The following is a 21,751-nucleotide window of genomic DNA, read 5'->3' as shown; positions in this document are numbered from 1 at the left end:
ACGCCGCCTTGATGGAAATCAAGACGGCGTCATGGAGGAGGTCGCGATAGTGGCTATTCGCGGCAATCAGCCTTGCAGGATACGCCCGACGATGTCGCTTACATCGGTCGAGAGCCCTTTTGCCGCAGCGATGCTCGAAAGTGCGGCTTTCGCATGCTCTGCACGGCCGGGCTCCAGCGAGCGCCAGGAGCGCATGGAGGTGAGGATGCGGGCGGCGAGCTGCGGGTTGCGCTTGTCGATCGCGATGATCTGGTCGGCGAGGAACCGATAGGCTGCGCCATCGGCACGGTGGAAGCCGGTCGGGTTCGAGAAGGCGAGCGTGCCCACCAGCGAACGTACCCGGTTCGGATTGGTCGCAATGAAATGTTTCGACTTCATCAGCGTCTTGATCCGTTCCAGCGCGCCTTCCCCGGGAATGGCAGCCTGCAGCGAGAACCACTTGTCGAGCACCAGCGCATTGTCGGCAAAACGTTTCTCGAAAGCGGCAAGAGCTTCCTGCGTTTCGGCGCTGTCGGGGAAGCGCTGCGTCAGGACACTCAGCGCATAGGCGAGATCGGTCATGTTGCCGGCGCTCGCATAGGCCTTGGCGGCCCGCTCCGGCGTTGCCTCGGCGAAGGCGAGGAAGCTCAAGGCGCCGTTGCGCAGCGACCGGCGGCCCGCGCTCTCGGCGTCTGGGCTGTAGGCTGCATTATCGGCATCACCCTCAGCGAGTCGGCGAAGCGTTTCAAGTCCGGCGGTCGCGATCGCTTTTATCGTTTCGTTGCGCGCCTTGTGGATCGCGTCTGGATCGGTGTTGCCACCAAGTTCGCGGGCAATATCGGTTTCACTTGGCAAGGCAAGCGCCTGTGCCCGGAAGGCGGGTTCCAGCGTGTCGTCGCCGATGATTTCGATGAGCGTCGCAGAGAGAGCCGAATCCGCGCGGACCTCTTCGCCTTTTTGCACGGCCTTCGTGGCAGCAGTGAGCGCCGGCAGGGCAAGGTCGGTCAGCGCCTGGAAACGAGCGAACATGTCCGTCTCATGCCGGGCGATCTGCACCAGATCAGCCGCATTCTGCTCGAAATGCAGATTGATCGGCGCGGAGAAGCTGCGGTTGATCGACAGCACTGGGCGCGAGGAAATACCGGAGAAGGAGAAGGTCTGGTTGCGCTCCGTCAGGTGCAGCACGCCATCGCGATACTCACCGCCTTCCACGGCCTGCGGTTCGGCGATCTGGCCATTGTCGAGGATCAGCGCCAGAGACAGCGGAATGTGGCGCGGCTGCTTCACCGGCTGGCCGGGTGTCGGTGCGGTGGTTTGCTCGAGCGTGAGTTTGAACGTCGATTTGCCAGCGTCATACGCCGAGGAAACCGAGACAAGCGGCGTTCCGGCTTGCGTGTACCACAGCGAAAACTGCGACAGATCGCGGCCGCTGGCGTCAGAAAAGCTCCTGACGAAATCCTCGACCGTGGCCGCTTCACCGTCATGACGCTCGAAATAGAGGTCCATACCCTTCTTGAAGTCGTCAGCGCCGAGGATCGTGGCGATCATGCGGGTGACTTCGGCACCTTTTTCATACACGGTCGTCGTGTAGAAGTTGTTGATTTCGCGGTATGTATCCGGGCGCGGCGGATGCGCCAGCGGGCCGGAATCCTCCGGAAACTGCTCGGATTTCAGGTGGCGCACATCGGCGATGCGCTTGACCGGACGCGAGCGCATGTCGGCGGAAAATTCCTGATCGCGATAGACCGTCAGGCCCTCCTTCAGGCAAAGCTGGAACCAGTCGCGGCAGGTGATGCGGTTGCCCGTCCAGTTGTGGAAATATTCATGCGCGATGATGCGCTCGATATTGGCGTAATCCGCGTCGGAGGCGGTTTCCGGGTCGGCCAGAACGAATTTGTCGTTGAAGACGTTGAGACCCTTGTTTTCCATCGCGCCCATGTTGAAATCCGACACGGCGACGATCATGAAGATATCGAGGTCATATTCGCGGCCGAAGCGGTCTTCGTCCCATTTCATCGAACGCTTCAGCGCGTCCATGGCATAGGCCGCGCGCGGCTCCTTGCCATGCTCGACGTAAATCTTCAGCGCCACATCGCGGCCGGACATGGTGGTGAATGTGTCTTCGACCACGCCGAGATCGCCGGCGACGAGTGCGAAAAGATAGCTGGGCTTCGGATGCGGATCGAACCAGGCCGCGAAGTGACGGCCTTCATCGTAATTGCCGCCGCCGAGGAAATTGCCGTTCGAAAGCAGCAGGGGATTGCCTTCCTTCGCCGCGATGATCGTCACAGTGTAGGGCGCAAGCACATCGGGACGGTCGGGGAAATAGGTGATACGGCGGAAACCTTCCGCCTCGCACTGCGTGCAATAAACGCCATTGGTGCGGTAAAGCCCCATCAGCTGCGTATTGACCTGCGGATTGATGTAATTGGTGACGCAAATCTCGAAGGGGGATTCGGCCGGGAGGTCGCGGATGGTCAGGCTGTCGGGCGTGGCGTCATATAGATCGGCGGGAAGCTCCACCTGATCGAGCAGCAGGCCGGAAAGCGTCAACTCGTCGCCATCGAGAACCAGGGGCGCCTGCCGGTCAGCGCCTTCGCGGCGGTGGAAAATCAGACGGGCTTCGACCTTCGTGTTCTTGGGGTCGAGTTCGAAGGTGAGATCCACCCGCTCCAGAACGAAATCGGTGGGGCGGTAATCTGCCAGGTGAACGATCTGGCCCGTGTCTGTTCGCATGACTATCCCTGAATAACTTGGCGTGGTCTTCCCGGCATCATGTCGTCATAAAGCCCGGATGTAAAATCGGTAGAGTATTCGTCACGTTCATGTGCGCGTCGGAGGACATTCTGTCCCGCCCTGGAAGGCTTTGCCGGCCATGCAGACGATCCTCCCGCCGCCGGACCATGGGACCATCGCAGCAAATGTTGAACGATTGCTGAAATTATATTTTATTTTCTTCAAATTTTAGCGCCCGCGACTTTTGGTCTGTGGCCATCCCGTCAGCCGGGCAAACGAAGCCTCCCCAGATCAACCGAATTCATGGGTAAATAACATTTTTTGCTGTAAAGCCTCGGAAGAATGCTCTAGCCTTGGCGCATCCACTTCTCCTGCGTCGTCCTTTCCCGCATGAAAATTCCCCGATGGCGTGTCTGTGCAGCCGATATGAGTAACTGCCAATGAACGCCGAACCGATGAATCCCTTTCGTGGGATTAGCATGAAGCTGATTTCGGTCGGCTTCTTTCTCGTCATGCAGACCTGTATCAAGGCCGCAGGCGATGTGCCGGCCGGCCAGATCACCTTCTTCCGCTCCGCCTTCGCCATTCTGCCCATCGTCGTTTATCTCGCATGGCTGCACGCGCTGGCAAGCGCGCTGCACACCAACAATCTTCTCGGCCATTTCAAGCGCGGTTTTCTCGGCATTCTTTCCATGGTCTGCGGCTTTTACGGGCTGACCATGTTGCCGCTGCCGGAATTCATCGCCATTGGTTATGCCTCGCCGCTGCTCGCGGTCGTTTTTGCCGCCTTCATCCTGCGCGAAAAAGTGCGCGTTTATCGCTGGAGCGCGGTCTTCGTTGGCATGATGGGCGTGCTGGTCATTCTATGGCCGAAGATGACGCTTTTGAAGGAAGGCGGCTTTGCCGCGGGCGAGGGGCTGGGCGCCATCGCCGTGCTGTGCGGTGCGGCGCTGGGCGGACTGGCGATGATCCAGGTGCGACAGTTGGTGGAAACGGAGAAAACGCCGACCATCGTGCTCTATTTCTCGCTGACTGCCACCCTGCTGTCACTGCTGAGCGTGCCCCTTGGCTGGAGCGCGCTGACGATGACACAGGCCGTGCTGTTGATCACCAGCGGCATCTGCGGCGGCGTTGCGCAAATCTTCCTGACGGAAAGTTACCGCCACGCGGAAGTCTCCGTCATCGCGCCCTTCGAATATAGCTCCATCGTCTTCGGGATCGCCGTCTCCTACATCCTGTTCGGCGACATCCCCACGGCGACCATGCTGATCGGCACCGCGATCGTGATCCTCGCTGGCATCTTCATCATTTTCCGCGAGCATCAACTGGGCCTGGCGAGGCGGGCGGCCCGCAAAGCGTCGACGCCGCAGGGGTGAGGAGCGCTATTGTCGGTGTTTCAGTGCAACCGCTTCCGTCATCCCGGCCTTGAGCCGGGATCCAGCCGACGCGCGTCCGCGCGGCGACAAGAGTTCTTTCAGCCCAAGGACTTGGGCTGGCTGGATGCCGGATCAGGTCCGGCATGACGGATTGGATGACGCGTGGTCGAAGACAAGATCGAGAGTGCCGTTTTTCGTCTCAACCGGCGTTAACGGAGCAAGGACGGCTGGGCGCGCACTACAGCCTTGTGACTCGGTTCAAGACTTCGTCGCAGCCTTTCGAAAAAACCACAAAAGCAAAAGGCGCCTTCCCGAAGAAAGACGCCAGCGCGCAATCATATCTATCGACCGAGCCTAAGCTGGCTTGAGTGCTTCTCAGCGCTCGCGGAAATCCGCAAAGACGGCCGAGGGACGCGTCACGCGGACCTGCTGCATGGCAGCGCGTGCGGTCATCTGTTCGTTTGCGGCAGCGCCGAAACGGTGGTAGCCCTGACTGGAGCGGGCACCGAGGCCTGCCAGGCGGAGCGTTTCAAAGCCGGAATGTACCGGACGGAAGCGAGTGGTCATTGCCTTGGTTCCTTTAACCGAATTCCTCCCAAGACATGGTCGCTATATCGCAGCGCAGCATGGATTCGGCAAGCTGGCCAAATGCGCCGCTGTTATGCGTAATCCGCATGGCTTTCTTCATAAATCATTTACATTGAACAGTAATGAGGCAGTCAGCCTTTGGCCACTTTCGCTTGAAATGCCAATAAATCCTGCCATGCCAATGACTTACTGGCTGGCGCGTTCAGCAGTTCCTGCGGATGCAGGCTGGCGAGCGCCGGCAGAATCAGGTGGCCGGCTGCGACATCACGCCACTGTCCGCGCATGGTATGGATGGTGCCGGTGCCGCCGAAGAAGAAACGTGCGGTGAAGTTGCCGAGAAGCAACAGGTGTTTCGGCTCCGCAAGCGCAATCTGACGCTCGATGAAGGGGCGGCAGATATCCATTTCGGCCTGGGTCGGCGGGCGGTTGCCAGGCGGCCGCCAGGGAACGACGTTGCCGAGCATGATGCTGCTGCGCTCGAAACCGATGGCTGCGAGCATGCGATCCAGCAGCAGGCCGGCCTTGCCGGCGAAAGGCAGGCCCTCGCGGTCGTCATCGGCGTCAGGCATCGGGCCGAGCACCATGATACCGGAGGCGGGATCGCCTTGACTGAAAATCGTATTGCGCGCGCTGTTCTTGAGATTGCAGCCGCTGAAACCCTCGAGCGCGGTTTTTAGCTCCCCAAGCGATCGAGCGCTTTCCGCCGCAAAACGTGCGGCCGCCACGGCCTGCTCGTCCGGCATGGCGACATTCTGCTGAATGGCGGGGGCTGCCGGTGCGCCGCGCGCAGGAGCGCTTCGGCCTGGCGGCTGGCGGTTAGGCGCATCAGCACGGCGATCGGCCGGGCTTTCCACTTGCCGCGCCGATGCGGCCGTATCCTGCCCCGGCATCGACCGGGCAGGGCGGGCGGCGGCAAATTCTGCGAAACGGTCGACCGGGGTCTCTTCCAGCAACCAGTCGACCCCTGCATCTGCATGGAAATGCAGAAGGGCGGCAAGTTCGGCCGGGGAGAGGTCTTGGGCGGCGATCATGGGCGGAAACTACCGCATGTTCCCCGCCCGGGGAACCCGCAAATCACGCTGTCCAGCGCTGAATATCGCCGCTTTCGCCGATCATGGCGAGACCATGGGCAATCGAAAGCAACTCGCCGCGGCTTTCGATCCGGTCGGCATCGAAACGGCGGGTGAAGAGCTCCCGCACCGCCGGCACGAAGGAGGTGCCGCCAGTCAGGAAAACCTTGTCGATCGCATCAGGCGCAACCTGCGTCTTTTCCAGAACCTCGTCGAGCGCTTCTTCGATCTTGCCGAGATCCTCGGCGATCCAGCTGTTGAAATCGCTGCGTTTCACCATCTTGCGTCCGGCCTTGCCGAGTGGTGCAAAGTTGAATTCCGCTTCTTCCGCTGACGACAGCGCCATCTTGGTGGCGGAAATAGCCTGATAGAGCGGGTAGCCCTCGTCATGTTCGACGAGATCGATGAACATTTCCAGCTTTTCCGGTTCCAGCGCCGAGCGCACCAGCGATTTCAGGTCGGTGAACTCCTTCGAGGTCTTGAAGATCGACAGCTGGTTCCAGCGGCCGAAATTCACGTAATAGCCGGAGGGCACGTCCAGCACCTTGTCGAAGCTCTTGAACTTGCTGCCCTTGCCGATCTCAGGCGAGACCAGATTGTCGATCATGCGGAAGTCGAAATGGTCGCCCGCCACACCGACGCCGGAATGGCCGATGGGGGTGGCAGAAAGCTTGCCGGCATGGGTCTCGAAACGGATCAGTGAATAGTCTGTGGTGCCGCCGCCAAAATCCGCCACCAGCACGTTGGCGTCTTTCTTCAGGCTTTGGGCGAAATAATAGGCGGCCGCCACCGGCTCGTAGACATAGTGGATTTCCGGGAAGCCGGCGCGGGTGAGCGCTTCATTGTAACGGGCAAGAGCGAGCGGCTCGTCGGGGTTGCTGCCGGCGAATCGCACCGGCCGGCCGGCGATGACGGTCGACACATTTTCGGGCCATTCGGCCCCGGCATAGGTCTTCAACTTGCGCAGGAAAACCTCCATCAGATCTTCGAAGCTCTGGCGCTTGGCGAAAATCAGCGTGCCCTGAAACAGCGGCGAGGCCGCGAATGTCTTGATCGACTGCAGGAAACGACAGTCGCCGGCGTTGTCGATGAACTGGCGGATGGCGGCATGGCCCGCCTCCACATGCAGGGCGGCCGCACCGAGGCCGGCATCCTTCATGAAGGACAGCGCGGTGCGCATGCTGTCATCCGTGCCCGCGCTGCTGGTGAAGCGCATGGAGTGGCTTGCGCCGCCGTGGTCGGAAAGAGCCATGACCGTGTTGGTCGTGCCGAAATCGAGGCCGAGAGCCCGCTTTTGCGTCATCGCCATATCCTTGTGTCGATAGAAGAACCCGCCCGGCCCTTGGGCGGCCCGGCGTGAAAATAAGGGATGCTCTTGGCATCCCGATGTCAGAGGAGGGCGGTTGATTGCACAGGGCGAACGGAATGACAAGCGTCGGCGGTCTTTTTTCGATCTACACCGCCTCTGTGCGCGGCGGCCGCAAAGTTACGGCAACCCAAGGATCATATGGTAAATGGGTTCACAACTCTATTGTGAAAGTGCAAAGTAGTTGCTTGCTATTGCATTAGGGAAGTTCTGTTATAGCGAGTTCTGTAAAAAGAACAGGCAGCGGGATGAAGCCGTTCTCTATTGGATAGAATATTAATTTACCTTTGGCATGTCCCGCCGGGCATGCTGTCTTTGATTGTCAGTTGTTCGTAGTTTTTGGAAGTTTGATGCCCCACAGGATCGGTCAAAACACCGCGGAGGACGAAGCGGCGGACCATGCCCCTGCCGTTCAGGGCGACATGGGCGTTTTCTTCCGGCAGTTCATGGCCCTCATGGAGGCCTCCCAGCAGGGTTATGCGCTGTTTGACGGCAGTGATGCGTTGCGGTTCGCCAACAGCGCGTTTCGCGTTGCGCTCGGTATCGGGCCGCAGGATTTTCCAAGCTGGGTTGAGCTTATGCGCGCCGGGTTTCGAAACGCGACCGGCACAACCATCGAAACATCGGATTTCGAGCTCTGGCTGCGCTCCGCCAAGACGCGGCGCGGCAAGTTGCCGTTTCGCACCATCGAGACCAGTCTCAAGGATGGGCGCTGGACCTTGACGACCGAAACCACGCTGCCGGGCGGCTGGATGCTGTGCGTGGTCACCGATGTGTCCGAACTCGGCGTCGAGTTGCGCGACCTGCGTCAGGAACGGGACCGGGCCCTGAAATCCGCCTTGAGTGATGAGCTGACCGGCCTCGGCAACCGCCGTTACGCCATGGACACTCTCAACCACCTGCTCGGCCCAAACAAGGCCCAGGCGCTTGCCGTCATCATCATGGACATCGATCACTTCAAGAGTGTCAACGACCGCTTCGGCCATGCCTACGGCGACATGGTGCTGCAAGATTTCGCGGCACGGCTGTCTTCCACCGCCGGCCGGGACGACCTTCTCGGGAGAATCGGTGGCGAAGAGTTTTTGCTGGTACTCAGCGGCTCACGCATGCACAGCGCCGAAACACTGATGCGCCAGCTTCAACTGTCTCTGGCCGATGCCGCGCCGCTGCGCGACATGCCCGATTTTCGCTATAGTTGTTCAGCCGGCATTGCCTATGCCAATCCCGGTGAGCGCGCCAGCGACGTTTTGCGACATGCCGATACGGCACTTTATGAAGCGAAGAACACTGGGCGGAACCGCTACGTGATCTACGGAGCGGCCCGGTGACCGGCCATTGCGGCTCAGCCCCAGTTCGATTTCGCCGCGCCGCCATCCACCCGCAGCATCGTGCCGGTAATGTAGCTCGCGGGAACAGAGCAAAGGAAAGCGCCAGCAGCAGCGAATTCGTCCACCGTGCCCAGACGGCCGGCCGGAATGCTCTTGACGGATGCTTCGCGAATGTCCTCCAGGGTCTTGCCCAAGCGCTTGGCGTTGGCGCCATCCAGCTCATCAATGCGGTCGGTGTGGATGCGGCCGGGCAGCAGGAGGTTGGAGGTGATGCCGAAGCCCGCCACTTCGGAAGACAGCGTCTTGCTCCAGCCGACGAGCGCGCCGCGCAGCGTGTTGGAAAGGGCCAGATTCGGGATCGGCTCGAACACGCCTGAAGAGGCGACGGTGAGGATGCGGCCGAACCCCTGTTCCTTCATCTGCGGCAGCAGCGCGTTGGTGAGCGTGATGACGCGCAGCACCATCGACTGGAAGAAGGTATCGAGCTTGTCCGCCGTCATCTCCTGGGCAAGGCCCGGTGTCGGTCCGCCGGTATTATTGACGAGAATATCGATGCCGCCGAGCTTGTCCTTGACGGCTTGCACCATGGCCTCGACAAAATTGTCATCGCCTAGGTCGCCCCACACCCAGTCGGCCTTGCCCTTGCCGAGCGCATTGATCGCCTTGCAATTTTCCGCCAGCTTTTCACCGCTTCGGCCAACCAGAAGAACGTTGACGCCTTCTTTCGCTAACGCGGTGGCAATGCCAAGCCCAAGGCCGCGAGAGGAAGCGAGAACGAGGGCCCGTTTGCCGGAAATGCCGAGATCCATGGATTTTGTCCTGTCTTGAGAGTGCTGTATCCGCTGGTTATAGAGCATTTCCGCGAAATGTGGACCATCGTCGCCACCTTACTCAGCTTCGCCGTTTCGCTTTCCGTGGCATGGTTCGTCAGGCGGCAGAACCGCCGGCTGACGATCGTGTTCACCACGGATGAGGAGTGGGCGGTTCGAGTGTCCTCACCCGTCAGGCTAAGCGGGAGGGAATTTCAAAGGAGCTGTGGCGGTTCTACGACCTTCTGCCAAATACCAAAAGACAGACATGATCACGATGCCGCCCCCCGTCAGAACCAGCGGCGATATGGCTTCGTTGTAAAAGAGCCAGACCCAAACCGGTCCGAGGATGACATCCAGCATGGAAATTAATCCGGCTTCGCCGGCGTTTATTCGCCGGGACCCTTGCAGCAGGAGTATATAGCCGAGGGCCGTGGTGAAAACGCCGTAAAGCGCACACGCAACGACCTGCGTCGGAGCGGGAAGCTCAAACCGCATCAGCGGCAGCGCGACGCAAAGGCAGATCAGCGCGGCGAGAGCGGTCATCAGAGCGGTATCCATGTCGGGGAAGCGCTTCGCGATGACGATTTGGGTGGCGCATCCTGTGGTCATTACGAAGGCAGCAAAGATGCCTAGCATATCCTGCTGAGATACCGCCGCGCCGACCGAAATCAATACGCCGACGAAAGCCGCGCAGCCGGCAATGGCGAAACGGTAGCTTACCCGATCCCGCAAGGACATAAATGCGATGACGGCCACAATAAAAGGAAGCGTTGCATAGATCGTCATCACGTTGGCGACGGTGGTCCAGCGCAACGACGCGACATAGGTGATCGCAGCGATCGCAGACACCATGCATCCGGCAAGGCCGGGCAAGCCGAATGACGTCAGCGACCGCTGTCTGGTAAGTCTATTCCTAAGCAGAAGAAACGCCCCGAGAGCCAAAAAGGTGAAAGCTGAGCGCCACGCCACCATCGACCACACATCCATATCGGCCATGCGCACGAAAAGCCCTGCTGTGCTCCATAAAACTGCGGAGGCTGCAACAAGATATATGCCACTGGAACGCTCATGTGCTAGACTCATGTCGGCACCACCCCGAGGAGGTAAGTATGTATATCCAGTACTGTAGACGATCGGTCTAGTGATGGGTGTTCAATCTGCGACACGCATGCGTCTCATTTCGGAGGGAATGCGCCAGCTGCTTGCTCATGGTTATGAGGGCGTCGGGATCGGCCCGATCCTGAAGGAAGTGGATGTGCCAAAAGGGTCCTTCTACTACTTCTTTGCAAGCAAGGACGACTTCGTGGTGGCGGTCATCGAGGCCTACGAGCGAAAATACGCGCAGATCAGGGAAAGCCTTTTTGCGGATGCCTCGTTGCGCGCCTTGCAGCGACTAGCGGTATATTTCGAGACGCTGGAACTCGAGCTAAAGCAGGAAGGACCTTATGCAGGCTGCCTCTACGGCGTGATTGCCCAGACGGCTGCCGGCCGCAGCGCTCTGGTCCGGGACGCGCTCGCTATTTCATTCAGTCGGTGGGAGACGAGCATCCGCGACCTGCTTGCGCATGCTCAATATGAAGGCGATATTGCCGACGATGAGGATGTTTCGGACCTCTGCGCTTGTATCATCGAGGCCTATGAAGGCGCGCTCATCCGTGTGAAAGCCACGGGCGATACAGCCGCTTTCACCCGGTTCCGCACTAAGGGCTTACAAAGGCTGATGGCGAACATGCATTAGAGTGGCGGCATCTTGTCTTGAAATAGATGACTGGCCCGCCCTAGCTGAATTCGTGGCAAACTGCACGGCGCTGTCTCACATCGCGTTCGGCACGGCGTCCCGGCATATGCCATCGATGAAGCGAATGGCGCCATCGCCGAGACGATAAATTCCGTCTTGCGGAACGGGGAGCTCCAGCATTTCCCGTTGCGACAGCCCCGCATAGACCCCGCGGATGAGTCGGCCAAACAATCCGTGCGATATGGCTATCGTGGGCCGGTCGATATCGGCAAGCCATGTTCTTGCGCGCCGGCAGGCGTCATCGAAACTCTCGCCGTCAGGCGATCTAAAATACCAATCGAAAGCATCCGAGCCCTCGAGATGGCCGGGATATTCTGCGTCTATTTCGAATTTTGTCATCCCGTCCCAGCAGCCGGTGGTCACCTCCATCAGCAGTGAGTCCTCGATGCCATGGAGCGGCAGCAACCGCTGAACCCTGCTTGCCGTTTCGCGCGTTCTGCCTAGCGGACTTACCCGCAGCCCAAACAAGCGAGTGCCGCTGGAAAGCTCGTCACGAAGAATGCAAGCCACCCGGTCAGCCTGTTCAATCCCATGCCGCGTCAGGGGCGAGTCTTTCTGACCCTGGAATCGACCCAGTGTATTCCAGACGGTCTCGCCATGCCGCAACAGGTAAATAGTCGACACGCGATTCCCCTTTGCGTTGCCACCCGGCCGTGGACAGTCACATGTTTGCTTGCACGGCGCAATCGCCATATCGAGGGTGTGAGCGGCTCCCCTGGCAATTGCGGTGGTTGAATACGCCCCGGACTTCCAAACCCTTGACGATGCAGCGTCTCGTTAATATGCTGGAATGACGTGAACGTAAAAGTAAAATGTATTCGTCAGGTTGTCTGACAATATGGTGGCGCGCGTCCTGATTCGCCGTTATAGACGCTCGACAAAGGCATTTTGCTTTGCGAAGACAGGTGCTGGCTGGTGCAGCGTCGCAGATGGGCTTTCAGTCTGGCGCAGGCGGTGCGGTGCGGCAACGGAAAAGACGATAACAACAGCCGGATGGGACCGGCGATCTGAGAGGACACGATGACGGAAGCGATGGAACTGCCCGAACGCGAAGCGATGGAATTCGACGTAGTGATCGTCGGTGCGGGTCCGGCCGGTCTTGCCGCGGCCATCCGGCTGAAGCAGGTGGAGCCGGAGCTTTCGGTCGTCGTGCTGGAAAAGGGCGCGGAAGTCGGCGCGCACATCCTTTCCGGCGCCGTGGTCGATCCCATCGGCATCGACAGGCTGCTGCCAGGCTGGCGCGAAGAGGCGGGGCACCCCTTCAAGACCGAGGTCAAGGACGACCAGTTCCTGTTTCTCGGACCCGCAGGCTCCATCCGCCTGCCGAACTTCATGATGCCGCCGCTTATGAACAATCACGGCAATTACATCGTCTCGCTCGGCCTCGTCTGTCGATGGCTGGCGGAAAAGGCGGAAGGACTCGGCGTCGAGATCTATCCGGGCTTTGCCGCCACTGAAGTGCTTTATAATGACGAAGGTGCCGTCATCGGTGTCGCCACGGGTGATATGGGCATGGAAAAGAATGGCGAGCCGGGCCCGAACTTCACCCGCGGCATGGAGCTGCATGGCAAATATGTGCTGATCGGCGAGGGCGTGCGCGGTTCGCTCGCCAAGCAGCTGATTTCCAAATTCGACCTGTCCCGGGATCGCGAGCCGCAGAAATTCGGCATCGGCATCAAGGAACTCTGGCAGGTGAAGCCGGAAAAGCACAGACAGGGTCTCGTGCAGCATTCCTTCGGCTGGCCGCTCGGTTTCAAGACCGGCGGCGGTTCCTTCCTCTATCATCTGGAAGATAACCTCGTCGCTGTCGGCTTCGTGGTGCATCTCAATTACAAGAACCCCTATCTTTATCCTTTCGAGGAATTCCAGCGCTTTAAGACGCATCCGGCTATCCGCGATACGTTCGAGGGCGGCAAGCGCATCTCCTATGGCGCGCGCGCCATCACCGAGGGCGGCTATCAGTCGGTGCCCAAGCTCACCTTCCCGGGTGGCGCGCTGATCGGCTGTTCCGCCGGTTTCGTCAACGTTCCGCGCATCAAGGGCAGCCATAATGCGGTTCTGTCGGGCATGCTGGCGGCGGAAAAGATCGCCGCAGCGATTTCCGCCGGCCGCGCCCACGACGAGGTTGCCGAGATCGAGGCCGAATGGCGCGACGGCGACATCGGCAAGGACCTGAAGCGGGTGAGGAACGTCAAGCCGCTCTGGTCGAAGTTCGGCACGGCCATTGGCGTGGCGCTCGGCGGTCTCGATATGTGGACGAACCAGCTTCTCGGCTTCTCCTTCTTCGGCACGCTGAAGCACGGCAAGACGGATGCCCAGAGCCTCGAGCCCGCGTCCAAGCACAAGCCGATCGCCTATCCGAAGCCGGATGGCGTTCTGACCTTCGACCGCCTGTCCTCCGTCTTCCTCTCCTCCACCAACCATGAGGAAGACCAGCCGGTGCATCTTCAGGTGAAGGACATGGAGTTGCAGAAGCGTTCCGAACACGACGTCTATGCCGGCCCCTCGACGCGCTACTGTCCCGCCGGCGTCTATGAGTGGGTGGAGAAGGATGGCGAGGAAGTTTACGTCATCAACGCCCAGAACTGCGTGCACTGCAAGACCTGCGATATCAAGGATCCCAACCAGAACATCAACTGGGTGCCGCCGCAGGGCGGCGAGGGGCCGGTTTACGCCAATATGTGATGGTGTGAACGAGCGAAAAATCGCGCAACGACTGTTTCGGTGATGTCGTTGCGAGGGTGCAGTCGTCATCGAACCGGGCTGTCGCGTCGGCGCTCGACTCTTATCTGGCTTAGGTCGTTTCCGTCATGCCAGCCTTGAGCCGGTATCCAGCCGAAGCGCGTCTGCGCGGCGAGATTTGTCTTTTCAGCCCAAGGACTTGGGCTGGCTGGATGCCGGCTCGGGGCCGGCATGACGGAGGTGGTGGAGCGCGCCACGACTGTCGAGACCTCGATGTCACCCGTGACGCAGCAGCAGCCTCCGCAGCCCTTATCCCCGTCAGTATTTGTGGATTGCTCTTCGATTTCTTACATATAGGATGTTGGGGTGTTGTAGCATCGCCTTGCCCGCGGGTTGCGGGTGGTGAATGCAGGAACGCCTGGAATCTGCGTTTGGTCCTTGGGCAGGCTCGGAAGTGTCTGCGCCGCCCGACGACGGGGAGTGAGAGAATGTCCGGCTTTCAAAGGCTGAAGATCGTGCGAAAGACAGGTTTGGTTGGCAGCGTGGCGGTGCTTGCGCTGGTTGCCTTCACCTTCAGTGGCAGCCCGCTGGCGGCGGCAAGCTGCCGCTCCGATGCGATGGCGGGCATAGACTGGCGTGAGTGCAACAAGCGCCTGCTGATGCTGGGCGGCAGCAATCTCGACTCGGCGATGCTCTACGGCACGGATTTTACCTATACCGATCTGCGCGGTTCATCGCTCAAAGGCACCAATCTGGAAAAGGCCAAGCTGATCCGCACATCCCTTGCCGAAGCGAACCTTCAGGGCGCCAATCTGACCAAGGTTGAAGCCTATCGCAGCGACTTTTCCGCCGCCGATGCCACCAACGCCAAATTCATCAACGCCGAGATGCAGCGTACCAAGTTCGAGAATACCAAGCTCGATGGCACGGATTTCACCAAGGCCGAACTTGGCCGCGCGGATTTCGAAGGGGCCTCACTGAACGGCTCGAAATTCTCCCTGACCAACCTCTCGCGTGCCCGTTTCGAGGGTGCGAAAGTGGGCGGGCCGGTCGATTTTACCAACGCATTCCTGCTGCTGACCCGGATCGAAGGCGTCGATCTCTCCACGGCAACGGGTCTCGAACAAAAGCAGATTGATATCGCCTGCGGTGACGCGAAGACAAAATTGCCGAGCGGGCTGACTGCGCCTGCCTCCTGGCCCTGCGCGGAAGACCCTGACGACGATTGACGCAGTTCGTCTTATCGATTGCAGTTGAACTGCGCCGGCGGTAGGGATGTGATGCCCTTGGCCCGGCCAGGAGGGTATGACCTGGCAAGGGAATCGGCTGGGGCTTCGAAAGAAGCAGAAGGGTTTCTGCCGCCCTCCCAGCACCGAGCCGTTCCGCCCTGATAGGTGCACGGAAAGCCTAAAAGCCCGACAAAACGATCTTGCCCTTTGCCTTGTTGCTTTCGATCAGCGCATGCGCCCTGATCAGATTTTCCGCATTGATGGTTCCGAAAACCTCGGTCAGCGTCGTCTTGATCTTGCCGGCATCGACCAGTTCGGCAACGTGGTTGAGCAGCTTGTGCTGTTCGATCATGTCGGGCGTTTCAAATACGGCGCGGGCGAACATCATTTCCCAGTGGATCGAGATGCATTTGCGCTTGAAGGCCATCACGTCGAAGCCGCCGGCCGGATCGTCGATCAGGGCAAAGCGGCCCTGCGGCGCAATGGTCGCCACGCTGTCGGCCGCATGGATGTCGCTATGCGTCGTGGAGAAAACGAAGCCCGGCGCGCCGAGGCCCAGCGCCTCCACCTGCGGCGCTATCGGTTTGCTGTGGTCGACGACGTGATGCGCGCCTAGCTCCTTGACCCACGCGATCGTTTCCGGTCGCGACGCGGTGGCGATGACGGTGAGGTCCGTCAGCGCCCGGAGAAGCTGGACGGCAATCGAACCGACGCCGCCGGCGCCGCCGATGACCAGAACGGCATTGGCCGCACCTGGAACAGGCTCCTTCACCTGCAGTCGGTCGAACAGGGTTTCATAAGCCGTGATGGCAGTGAGGGGCAGGGCGGCAGCTTCTTCGAAGGTCAGTGATTTCGGCTTTGCACCGACAATGCGCTCGTCGACCAGATGAAATTCGCTGTTGGAGCCGGGACGGTTGATGACACCGGCGTAAAACACTTCGTCACCCGGTTTGAACAGCGAGACCTTGTCGCCAACGGCCTTCACCACGCCGGCCGCATCGAAGCCAAGCACGCGGGTGGCGCCGTTTTCCGGCGACTGGTTGCGACGGACCTTGGTATCGACGGGGTTCACCGAAACCGCTTTCACTTCAACCAGAATATCGTGTCCTTTCGCGTCCGGCTGGGGCAGCTCGATGTCGATCAGAGCATCGCTGGCGGTGATAGGCTGGCTCGTCTTGTAACCGATGGCGCGCATGAACAGTCTCCTTTGCTTGTTTGCGTGCCTCTTACTTGATACATATGAACATCGATCGCAAGAATGCACATTTTGTTATGATACACACAAAAAGGATACTGTAGATGTCGCGACCGCGCGCCAAACTGACGGGCAATTTTCCCGGCTGCCCGGTGGAATCGGCCTTGAGTTTTCTCGATGGCAAATGGAAGGGCGTGATCCTCTATCACCTCATCAATGAGGGCACCCTGCGTTTCAACGAGCTGCGCCGCCATATTCCGAGCGTCACCCAGCGCATGCTGACCAAGCAGCTGCGCGAGCTGGAAGAGGCCGGCCTGATTTCCCGCACCGTTTTCCCCGTCGTGCCGCCGCGCGTGGATTATGCGCTGACGCCGCTTGGCGAGACGATGCGGCCGGTGATTTCGGCGCTGAAAAGCTGGGGCGATGCACACGTCGTCTGTAAAAACGGCGCGAAATACACCCAGCTTCCGCAGGTGGCAGAGAAGGCGGCCTGAAAGAAGTCACGGGTAAAAGCAAGTGCCTGGACGTCATTTTTCATGGTGCGATGCAACACGGATTTGCCCCGATTGATGCATAATGCTGCGATCTCGATTCGCAGCAGGGACATCAAAGCACATGAGCATGGGTTGGATGGAGGCCGGATTTCTCGGTCTTTTGCAAGGACTTACGGAATTTCTTCCGATTTCTTCAAGCGCGCATCTGAGGATCGCCGGGGAGTTCTTGCCCTCCGGCGCCGATCCCGGAGCCGCCTTCACCGCCATTACCCAGATCGGCACGGAAATGGCCGTGCTGGTTTATTTCTGGTCAGACATCATGCGGATCGCCGCCGCCTGGCTGCGGCAGAACCTGCGCCTCGGTCCTTATGACAAGGCTGATGCCCGGCTAGGCTGGCTGATCATCGTCGGTTCTGTACCGATCGTGTTTCTGGGGCTGTTCTTCAAGGATGCGATCGAACATTCGCTGCGCAACCTTTATATCACCGCGGTGATGCTGATCGTCTTCGGTATCGTCCTTGGCGTGGCCGACAGGATCGGGGAGAAGCGTTATAAATTGAACCAGCTGATCTGGCGCGATGGCATCCTCTTCGGATTCGCGCAGGCCATGGCACTTATCCCGGGCGTCTCCCGCTCGGGCGGCACCATCAGCGCCGGCCTGCTTCTGGGCTACACCCGCGAGGCGGCAGCCCGATATTCCTTCCTGCTCGCCGTTCCCGCCGTTTTCGGCTCCGGCTTCTACCAGCTGTTCAAGAGCATCGGCGAGGACAATCCGGTCGGCTGGGGCCAGACCGGGCTTGCGACCCTCATCGCCTTCATCGTCGGTTACGCCGTCATCGTCGTGTTCCTCAAACTGGTCTCGACCAAGAGCTACATGCCCTTCGTCTGGTACCGCGTGGTCATCGGCTTTATCCTGCTCGCGCTATTGGGAACCGGCGTCATCAGCGCCGGCGGCTGAGGGCAGGGGCTTCTCGCATTTCCTCATCGCAAATGAAAAGGCCCGCTGTTTCGAGCGGGCCTTTGTCTTTAGAGCAACGTACCGCTGAGGATAACCAGCGCCACCGAGAAGTAGATGACCAGCCCGCTGACATCCACCAGCGTGGCGACGAAGGGGGCCGAGGCGCTGGCCGGATCGAGCCGCAGGCGCTGCAGGATGAAGGGCAGCATGGAACCGGCGAGCGAACCGAAGGTGACGATGCCGACAAGCGCCGCAAAGACGGTGGCGCCGACGAGCAGCCAGTGTTCGCCGTAGTCGTAGAAACCGGCCTGCTGCCAGATCGTCAGGCGCAGGAAGCCGATGGCGCCGAGGATGCAACCGAGCGTGAGGCCGGTCGGTATTTCCCGCAGCAGCACCCGCCACCAGTCGGAAAGCTTCAATTCGCCAAGCGCCAGCGCCCGGATGATGAGCGAGGTGGCCTGCGAACCGGAGTTGCCGCCCGACGACATGATGAGCGGAATGAACAGCGTCAGCACCACGGCCTTTTCCAGCTCGCCCTCGAAATGCTGCATGGCGCTCGCCGTCAGCATTTCCCCGAGGAACAGGGCTGCGAGCCAGCCGGCGCGCTTGCGGATCATGTCCGGAAAGCCGATCGTCATATAGGGCTTGCCGAGCGCTTCCATACCGCCGAACTTGTGAGCATCTTCCGTGGTGTCGGCGATCATCGTGTCGATCACGTCGTCAACGGTGACGATGCCGAGAATATGCGAGTGGTCGTCAACGACGGGGAGCGCCAGAAGGTCGTGCTTGCGGATGAGCCGGGCCACATCCTCCTGCGACATCAGGGGGCTTGCATAGGCAATGCCTTCCTTCGAGGCGACGGAGAGGATGGAAGCGCCGGGCTCGCCGGTCAGCAGGCGGCGCAGCGTCACGACCGTGGAAAGCGTTCCGTCTTCAGCCAGCACATAGATGGCATAGACCGTTTCACGCGACCGCTCGACGACGCGGATGTGCGAAAGGGTCTGTTCCACCGTCCAGCTGTCGGGAACGCTGACGAATTCCGTGGTCATGATGGAGCCGGCCGTGCGCGGCGGGTAGCCCATCAGGTGCTGGATGGAAAGCGCGGTCGTGCGGTCAAGCCGGGCAAACAGCTTGGCGCGGGGCTCGTCTTCCATGTCCGCCATGACGTCGGCGACGCGGTCGTCGGACATCAGGTTGACGAAACGGGCAGCCTGTTCAAGGGGAATGCCGGCAATGATGGCGGCTGCGTCATGCAGCTCCGGCCGGTCGAGAATGGCGACAGCCTTTGCCTGCGGCATGGCAAGCAGTGCAGCGACGGCTGCATCGGTATCAAGCGTGTTGAGGTGCTCGACACGTTCTGCGATGGTGGTGGAACCGGCATTTCCGCTGCGGAGAAGACGTGCGGCCTTGCTGGCTCTCTGGGAGAGAGTGTGGAAGTTCATGATTGCTCACCTTTCCGTCGATTCGCCGATTACGGCGAACGCGGTGGTGAGCCGACAGGTGTCGGATCAGTTCCCGTTCGCCGCTTTCGGCAAAGGCAATCGACTACTACTGTCGCTAGACATCCAATGATGCTCCGTTGAAATCCGCACGGTTCCGGCTTGCGGTCTGTGCGTAACGCCGTGTTGCGCCTGAAACGAAAAAGAGTCAAGCGAGCCGATTGTGAAATTTCCGTAAGGTTTCGAGCGGGCGTCGGAACGGGGATTTCGACCGGTGAAAAACCGGCCTTCAGCCGGCTTTCGCGCGCCGTTCGACGGTGACCGAAACAAGGAAAACGCCAAGCCCGAGAAGGGAGAGGACCGCACCGACATAACCGGTCGAGGCGTAACCGAAGCCCATGGCGATGACGAGGCCGCCGAGCCAGGCGCCGAGCGCATTGGCAATGTTGAAGGCGGAATGGTTGGAAGCGGCAGCCAGTGTCTGCGCATCCTGCGCCACATCCATCAGTCGCGTCTGCACGGCCGGGCAGGCGGCAAAACCACAGCCGATCAGGAAGACGCAGAGGCAGAGCATGAATGGATTATCCGCCGTCATGCCGAACACGGTCATGACAAGCACGTTGAAGGCGAGCATCCCGCCGATCGTGCCGTTGAGCGAGATATCGGCCAGCCGCGAGCCGACCACATTGCCGACATTCATGCCGATGCCGAACAGCGCCAGCACCATGGAGACGGTGGAAACCGGCATCATCGCGACGTCGGTGGTGGTCTTGGCGATATAGCTGAACACCGAGAACATGCCGCCGAACCCGACGGCAGCGATGGCGAGTGTCAGCCAGACCTGAACACGGCGGAAAGCGCCGAGTTCGCGCCAGACGCTTGCGCCTTCCTCCACTTTGTCGCGCGGCTGGAACAGCCAGAGAAGGGCGACTGTCAGCAGCCCGATGCCGCCGACCAGCATGAAGGCTGCGCGCCAGGACAGGAGCTGGCCAAAGAAGGTTGCAAGCGGGGTGCCCAGCAGCGTGGCAATGGTCAGCCCAAGCATGACGCGGCCAACGGCACGGGCTCGTTTGTGGATCGGCGCCATGGAGGCTGCCACCAGCGCCGCAACGCCGAAATAAGCGCCGTGCGGCAACCCGGTGATGAAGCGCAGGAGGGTGAAGCTCAGGAAATCCGGCGCGACGGCGCTGAGAATATTGCCTGCCGCAAACAGCCCCATCAGACCCAGAAGCAATGCCCGACGCGTCATGCGCGCGGCCAGAACCGCAATGATGGGCGCGCCGATGACGACGCCCAGCGCATAGGCGGTGATAACGTAACCCGCCTGCGGCACCGTCACGCCATAGGTGGTGGCGACGTCAGGAAGTAAGCCCATGATGGCGAATTCGCCCGTGCCGATGCCGAAACCGCCGGCGGCAAGTGCCAGTTCGATGAGCGCGATGGCGAGAGGCGAAAGCGCGACAGCTGGCTCGGTCGCGTAAGCGGCTTCGGTTTCCGCGCCAGGGCGGGCTTCGGACATTGTCGACTGGCTCATGCTGACCTGAGATGGGAGGACCCAACAGAAAAAAGGGCAAGACCGCATGGGAGCGGTCTGCCCTGACTGGAGATGTGCGGTCATGAAAATGACCTTAAGTGACCCCTAACATGAAATGATGCGTTGCGGTAGAGCGATTCTCGGCAAAAGAACATCTTCACGCGATGGTGTTTGGAACCCTATATGATGAGAGACATTTACGCGCGGCTGCATTCCTCAATCGGATTGGAAACATGAAGCTCATTGCAATTTTCAATCGTGACGGCGGCACCTTTCGAACCACTGACATGGATGCCTATTGCAACGACGCGCGCGAGGTCTTTACCCGCGCCGGCCACGAGATCGATTGCCGACTGGTTTCCGGAAAGGATATCGTTGAGGAGATGGAGCGCGCCGCCGAGGAGCCGGGCATAGAGGGCATCATTGCCGGCGGTGGCGACGGCACGATTTCCGCCGCCGCGGCCATCGCCTGGAAAAACGGCATCGCGCTGGGCATCGTGCCCGCCGGCACCATGAACCTTTTCGCCCGCTCGCTGAAGCTGCCGCTCGACATTCGCCAGGTGCTGGACACGCTGGCGCATGGCGAAATTGCCAATGTCGACATCGCCAGCGCCAATGGCCGGCTCTTCGTCCACCAGTTTTCAGCGGGCCTGCACTCACGCATGGTGCGGTATCGCAACAACCTCGCCTTCGCCTCCCGTCTCGGCAAGATCAAGGCAAGCATCCGTGCGGCCGTCAACGTCATTCTCAATCCACCCGTCTTTGAGGTGCAATATACGGTGAACGGCGAAACGCAGCATCGCAAGGTCTCGGCTATTTCTGTTTCCAACAACGAGTTCGGTCAGAATTCGCTCTTGGTGGCGGATAATGTCTCCGGCGGTCACCTCGGTTTCTATCTCACGGACCCGCTTCGCCCCTCCGGCGTCGCAAAACTCGCCTTCGATATCCTGCGCGGCAAGCTTAAGGACAACGCCGCGGTGACCGCCATGACCGTGACGGACGTGGAGCTTCATTTCCCTAAAAAACGCCACGACGTGCGTTGCGTGATCGATGGCGAATTATTGCCGATGGAACGGGATGTGGCGCTGGAGGTCCATGCGGGTGAGCTGAAGGTGCTGGTGGGGCGGGCGTTTTTCGCATAACGCAACCGCCTGTGAATTGGGCGAT

18 protein-coding genes are annotated in these 21,751 nt (G+C 60.2%); 8 read left to right on the top strand and 10 right to left on the bottom strand.

The window, feature by feature from the left end:
• Window positions 1-66: 66 nt before the first annotated feature.
• On the bottom strand, window positions 67-2,715 hold the full coding sequence (gene pepN / locus FS804_RS04805) for an aminopeptidase N (protein ID WP_144575166.1): 2,649 nt from the start codon (window positions 2,713-2,715) through the stop codon (window positions 67-69).
• A 440-nt stretch (window positions 2,716-3,155) separates the two neighbouring features.
• Here pepN and FS804_RS04800 point away from each other — a divergent pair, with 440 nt between their 5' ends.
• On the top strand, window positions 3,156-4,091 hold the full coding sequence (locus tag FS804_RS04800; protein WP_063950982.1) for a DMT family transporter: 936 nt from the start codon (window positions 3,156-3,158) through the stop codon (window positions 4,089-4,091).
• Window positions 4,092-4,466: 375 nt separating this feature from the next.
• Here the strand turns inward: FS804_RS04800 and FS804_RS04795 are convergent, their stop codons facing one another.
• The 3 genes from FS804_RS04795 to FS804_RS04780 all read right to left on the bottom strand — a co-directional run bounded on the left by FS804_RS04795 (window position 4,467) and on the right by FS804_RS04780 (window position 7,052).
• The gene (locus FS804_RS04795; protein ID WP_063950983.1) at window positions 4,467-4,658 is read right to left on the bottom strand and encodes a hypothetical protein; all 192 of its coding nucleotides are present in this window, start codon (window positions 4,656-4,658) and stop codon (window positions 4,467-4,469) included.
• A 152-nt stretch (window positions 4,659-4,810) separates the two neighbouring features.
• Complete coding sequence (locus tag FS804_RS04785; RefSeq protein WP_144575160.1) at window positions 4,811-5,710, bottom strand: uracil-DNA glycosylase family protein; 900 nt, start codon at window positions 5,708-5,710, stop codon at window positions 4,811-4,813.
• 43 nt (window positions 5,711-5,753) lie between these two features.
• Window positions 5,754-7,052 (bottom strand): Hsp70 family protein, encoded by a 1,299-nt coding sequence (locus tag FS804_RS04780; protein WP_144575157.1) that lies wholly within the window; start codon window positions 7,050-7,052, stop codon window positions 5,754-5,756.
• Between the two features lie 413 nt (window positions 7,053-7,465).
• Between FS804_RS04780 and FS804_RS04775 the strand changes: the two genes are divergently transcribed.
• Entirely contained in the window at window positions 7,466-8,443 is a 978-nt protein-coding gene (locus FS804_RS04775; protein WP_186376658.1) for a GGDEF domain-containing protein, read from the top strand.
• 14 nt (window positions 8,444-8,457) lie between these two features.
• Here the strand turns inward: FS804_RS04775 and FS804_RS04770 are convergent, their stop codons facing one another.
• Together FS804_RS04770 and FS804_RS04765 are read right to left on the bottom strand one after the other, a co-directional pair.
• Window positions 8,458-9,252: an SDR family oxidoreductase gene (locus FS804_RS04770; protein ID WP_144575153.1), complete on the bottom strand. Its 795-nt coding sequence runs from the start codon at window positions 9,250-9,252 to the stop codon at window positions 8,458-8,460.
• A 198-nt stretch (window positions 9,253-9,450) separates the two neighbouring features.
• On the bottom strand, window positions 9,451-10,338 hold the full coding sequence (locus FS804_RS04765; protein WP_144575150.1) for a DMT family transporter: 888 nt from the start codon (window positions 10,336-10,338) through the stop codon (window positions 9,451-9,453).
• A gap of 85 nt (window positions 10,339-10,423) precedes the next feature.
• On the opposite strand from FS804_RS04765, the gene FS804_RS04760 reads away from it, so the two are divergent.
• Complete coding sequence (locus FS804_RS04760) at window positions 10,424-10,993, top strand: TetR/AcrR family transcriptional regulator (RefSeq protein ID WP_246665848.1); 570 nt, start codon at window positions 10,424-10,426, stop codon at window positions 10,991-10,993.
• A gap of 75 nt (window positions 10,994-11,068) precedes the next feature.
• Here the strand turns inward: FS804_RS04760 and FS804_RS04755 are convergent, their stop codons facing one another.
• Complete coding sequence (locus tag FS804_RS04755) at window positions 11,069-11,677, bottom strand: histidine phosphatase family protein (protein ID WP_246665847.1); 609 nt, start codon at window positions 11,675-11,677, stop codon at window positions 11,069-11,071.
• Window positions 11,678-12,073: 396 nt separating this feature from the next.
• Here FS804_RS04755 and FS804_RS04750 point away from each other — a divergent pair, with 396 nt between their 5' ends.
• Together FS804_RS04750 and FS804_RS04745 are read left to right on the top strand one after the other, a co-directional pair.
• Window positions 12,074-13,738 carry an electron transfer flavoprotein-ubiquinone oxidoreductase gene (locus FS804_RS04750; RefSeq protein ID WP_144575141.1) on the top strand — a complete coding sequence of 555 codons (1,665 nt, stop codon included), beginning with the start codon at window positions 12,074-12,076 and terminating at the stop codon, window positions 13,736-13,738.
• 485 nt (window positions 13,739-14,223) lie between these two features.
• A complete protein-coding gene (locus FS804_RS04745) occupies window positions 14,224-14,964 on the top strand; it encodes a pentapeptide repeat-containing protein (RefSeq protein ID WP_063950991.1) in 741 nt (246 codons plus the stop codon).
• A gap of 178 nt (window positions 14,965-15,142) precedes the next feature.
• Here FS804_RS04745 and FS804_RS04740 read toward each other — a convergent pair whose 3' ends face one another.
• A complete protein-coding gene (locus FS804_RS04740) occupies window positions 15,143-16,159 on the bottom strand; it encodes a zinc-binding alcohol dehydrogenase family protein (RefSeq protein ID WP_063950992.1) in 1,017 nt (338 codons plus the stop codon).
• A 104-nt stretch (window positions 16,160-16,263) separates the two neighbouring features.
• On the opposite strand from FS804_RS04740, the gene FS804_RS04735 reads away from it, so the two are divergent.
• A complete protein-coding gene (locus FS804_RS04735; protein WP_004440851.1) occupies window positions 16,264-16,653 on the top strand; it encodes a helix-turn-helix domain-containing protein in 390 nt (129 codons plus the stop codon).
• 121 nt (window positions 16,654-16,774) lie between these two features.
• On the top strand, window positions 16,775-17,611 hold the full coding sequence (locus FS804_RS04730; protein WP_063950993.1) for an undecaprenyl-diphosphate phosphatase: 837 nt from the start codon (window positions 16,775-16,777) through the stop codon (window positions 17,609-17,611).
• A 68-nt stretch (window positions 17,612-17,679) separates the two neighbouring features.
• Here FS804_RS04730 and mgtE read toward each other — a convergent pair whose 3' ends face one another.
• The gene (gene mgtE / locus FS804_RS04725) at window positions 17,680-19,053 is read right to left on the bottom strand and encodes a magnesium transporter (protein ID WP_063950994.1); all 1,374 of its coding nucleotides are present in this window, start codon (window positions 19,051-19,053) and stop codon (window positions 17,680-17,682) included.
• A 286-nt stretch (window positions 19,054-19,339) separates the two neighbouring features.
• The gene (locus tag FS804_RS04720; RefSeq protein ID WP_144575138.1) at window positions 19,340-20,584 is read right to left on the bottom strand and encodes an MFS transporter; all 1,245 of its coding nucleotides are present in this window, start codon (window positions 20,582-20,584) and stop codon (window positions 19,340-19,342) included.
• Window positions 20,585-20,817: 233 nt separating this feature from the next.
• Here FS804_RS04720 and FS804_RS04715 point away from each other — a divergent pair, with 233 nt between their 5' ends.
• Complete coding sequence (locus FS804_RS04715) at window positions 20,818-21,726, top strand: diacylglycerol kinase family protein (RefSeq protein ID WP_144575135.1); 909 nt, start codon at window positions 20,818-20,820, stop codon at window positions 21,724-21,726.
• Window positions 21,727-21,751 lie beyond the last annotated feature (25 nt).

The organism is Agrobacterium sp. DE0009, from assembly GCF_007680755.1.
Taxonomy (GTDB): Bacteria; Pseudomonadota; Alphaproteobacteria; order Rhizobiales; family Rhizobiaceae; genus Agrobacterium; species Agrobacterium tumefaciens_B.
Note: the sequence above shows the minus strand (reverse complement) of the source record. Positions and strands in the feature narration are given on the sequence as shown.

Coding starts and splice junctions, on each gene's coding strand:
- FS804_RS04735 (WP_004440851.1), top strand. CDS start 16,264: ATGTCGCGACCGCGCGCCAAACTGACGGGCAATTTTCCCGGCTGCCCG.
- FS804_RS04795 (WP_063950983.1), bottom strand. CDS start 4,658: ATGACCACTCGCTTCCGTCCGGTACATTCCGGCTTTGAAACGCTCCGC.
- FS804_RS04760 (WP_246665848.1), top strand. CDS start 10,424: ATGCGTCTCATTTCGGAGGGAATGCGCCAGCTGCTTGCTCATGGTTAT.
- FS804_RS04765 (WP_144575150.1), bottom strand. CDS start 10,338: ATGAGTCTAGCACATGAGCGTTCCAGTGGCATATATCTTGTTGCAGCC.
- FS804_RS04780 (WP_144575157.1), bottom strand. CDS start 7,052: ATGACGCAAAAGCGGGCTCTCGGCCTCGATTTCGGCACGACCAACACG.
- FS804_RS04785 (WP_144575160.1), bottom strand. CDS start 5,710: ATGATCGCCGCCCAAGACCTCTCCCCGGCCGAACTTGCCGCCCTTCTG.
- FS804_RS04775 (WP_186376658.1), top strand. CDS start 7,466: ATGCCCCACAGGATCGGTCAAAACACCGCGGAGGACGAAGCGGCGGAC.
- pepN (WP_144575166.1), bottom strand. CDS start 2,715: ATGCGAACAGACACGGGCCAGATCGTTCACCTGGCAGATTACCGCCCC.
- FS804_RS04800 (WP_063950982.1), top strand. CDS start 3,156: ATGAACGCCGAACCGATGAATCCCTTTCGTGGGATTAGCATGAAGCTG.
- FS804_RS04745 (WP_063950991.1), top strand. CDS start 14,224: ATGTCCGGCTTTCAAAGGCTGAAGATCGTGCGAAAGACAGGTTTGGTT.
- FS804_RS04715 (WP_144575135.1), top strand. CDS start 20,818: ATGAAGCTCATTGCAATTTTCAATCGTGACGGCGGCACCTTTCGAACC.
- FS804_RS04720 (WP_144575138.1), bottom strand. CDS start 20,584: ATGAGCCAGTCGACAATGTCCGAAGCCCGCCCTGGCGCGGAAACCGAA.
- mgtE (WP_063950994.1), bottom strand. CDS start 19,053: ATGAACTTCCACACTCTCTCCCAGAGAGCCAGCAAGGCCGCACGTCTT.
- FS804_RS04750 (WP_144575141.1), top strand. CDS start 12,074: ATGACGGAAGCGATGGAACTGCCCGAACGCGAAGCGATGGAATTCGAC.
- FS804_RS04730 (WP_063950993.1), top strand. CDS start 16,775: ATGAGCATGGGTTGGATGGAGGCCGGATTTCTCGGTCTTTTGCAAGGA.
- FS804_RS04740 (WP_063950992.1), bottom strand. CDS start 16,159: ATGCGCGCCATCGGTTACAAGACGAGCCAGCCTATCACCGCCAGCGAT.
- FS804_RS04770 (WP_144575153.1), bottom strand. CDS start 9,252: ATGGATCTCGGCATTTCCGGCAAACGGGCCCTCGTTCTCGCTTCCTCT.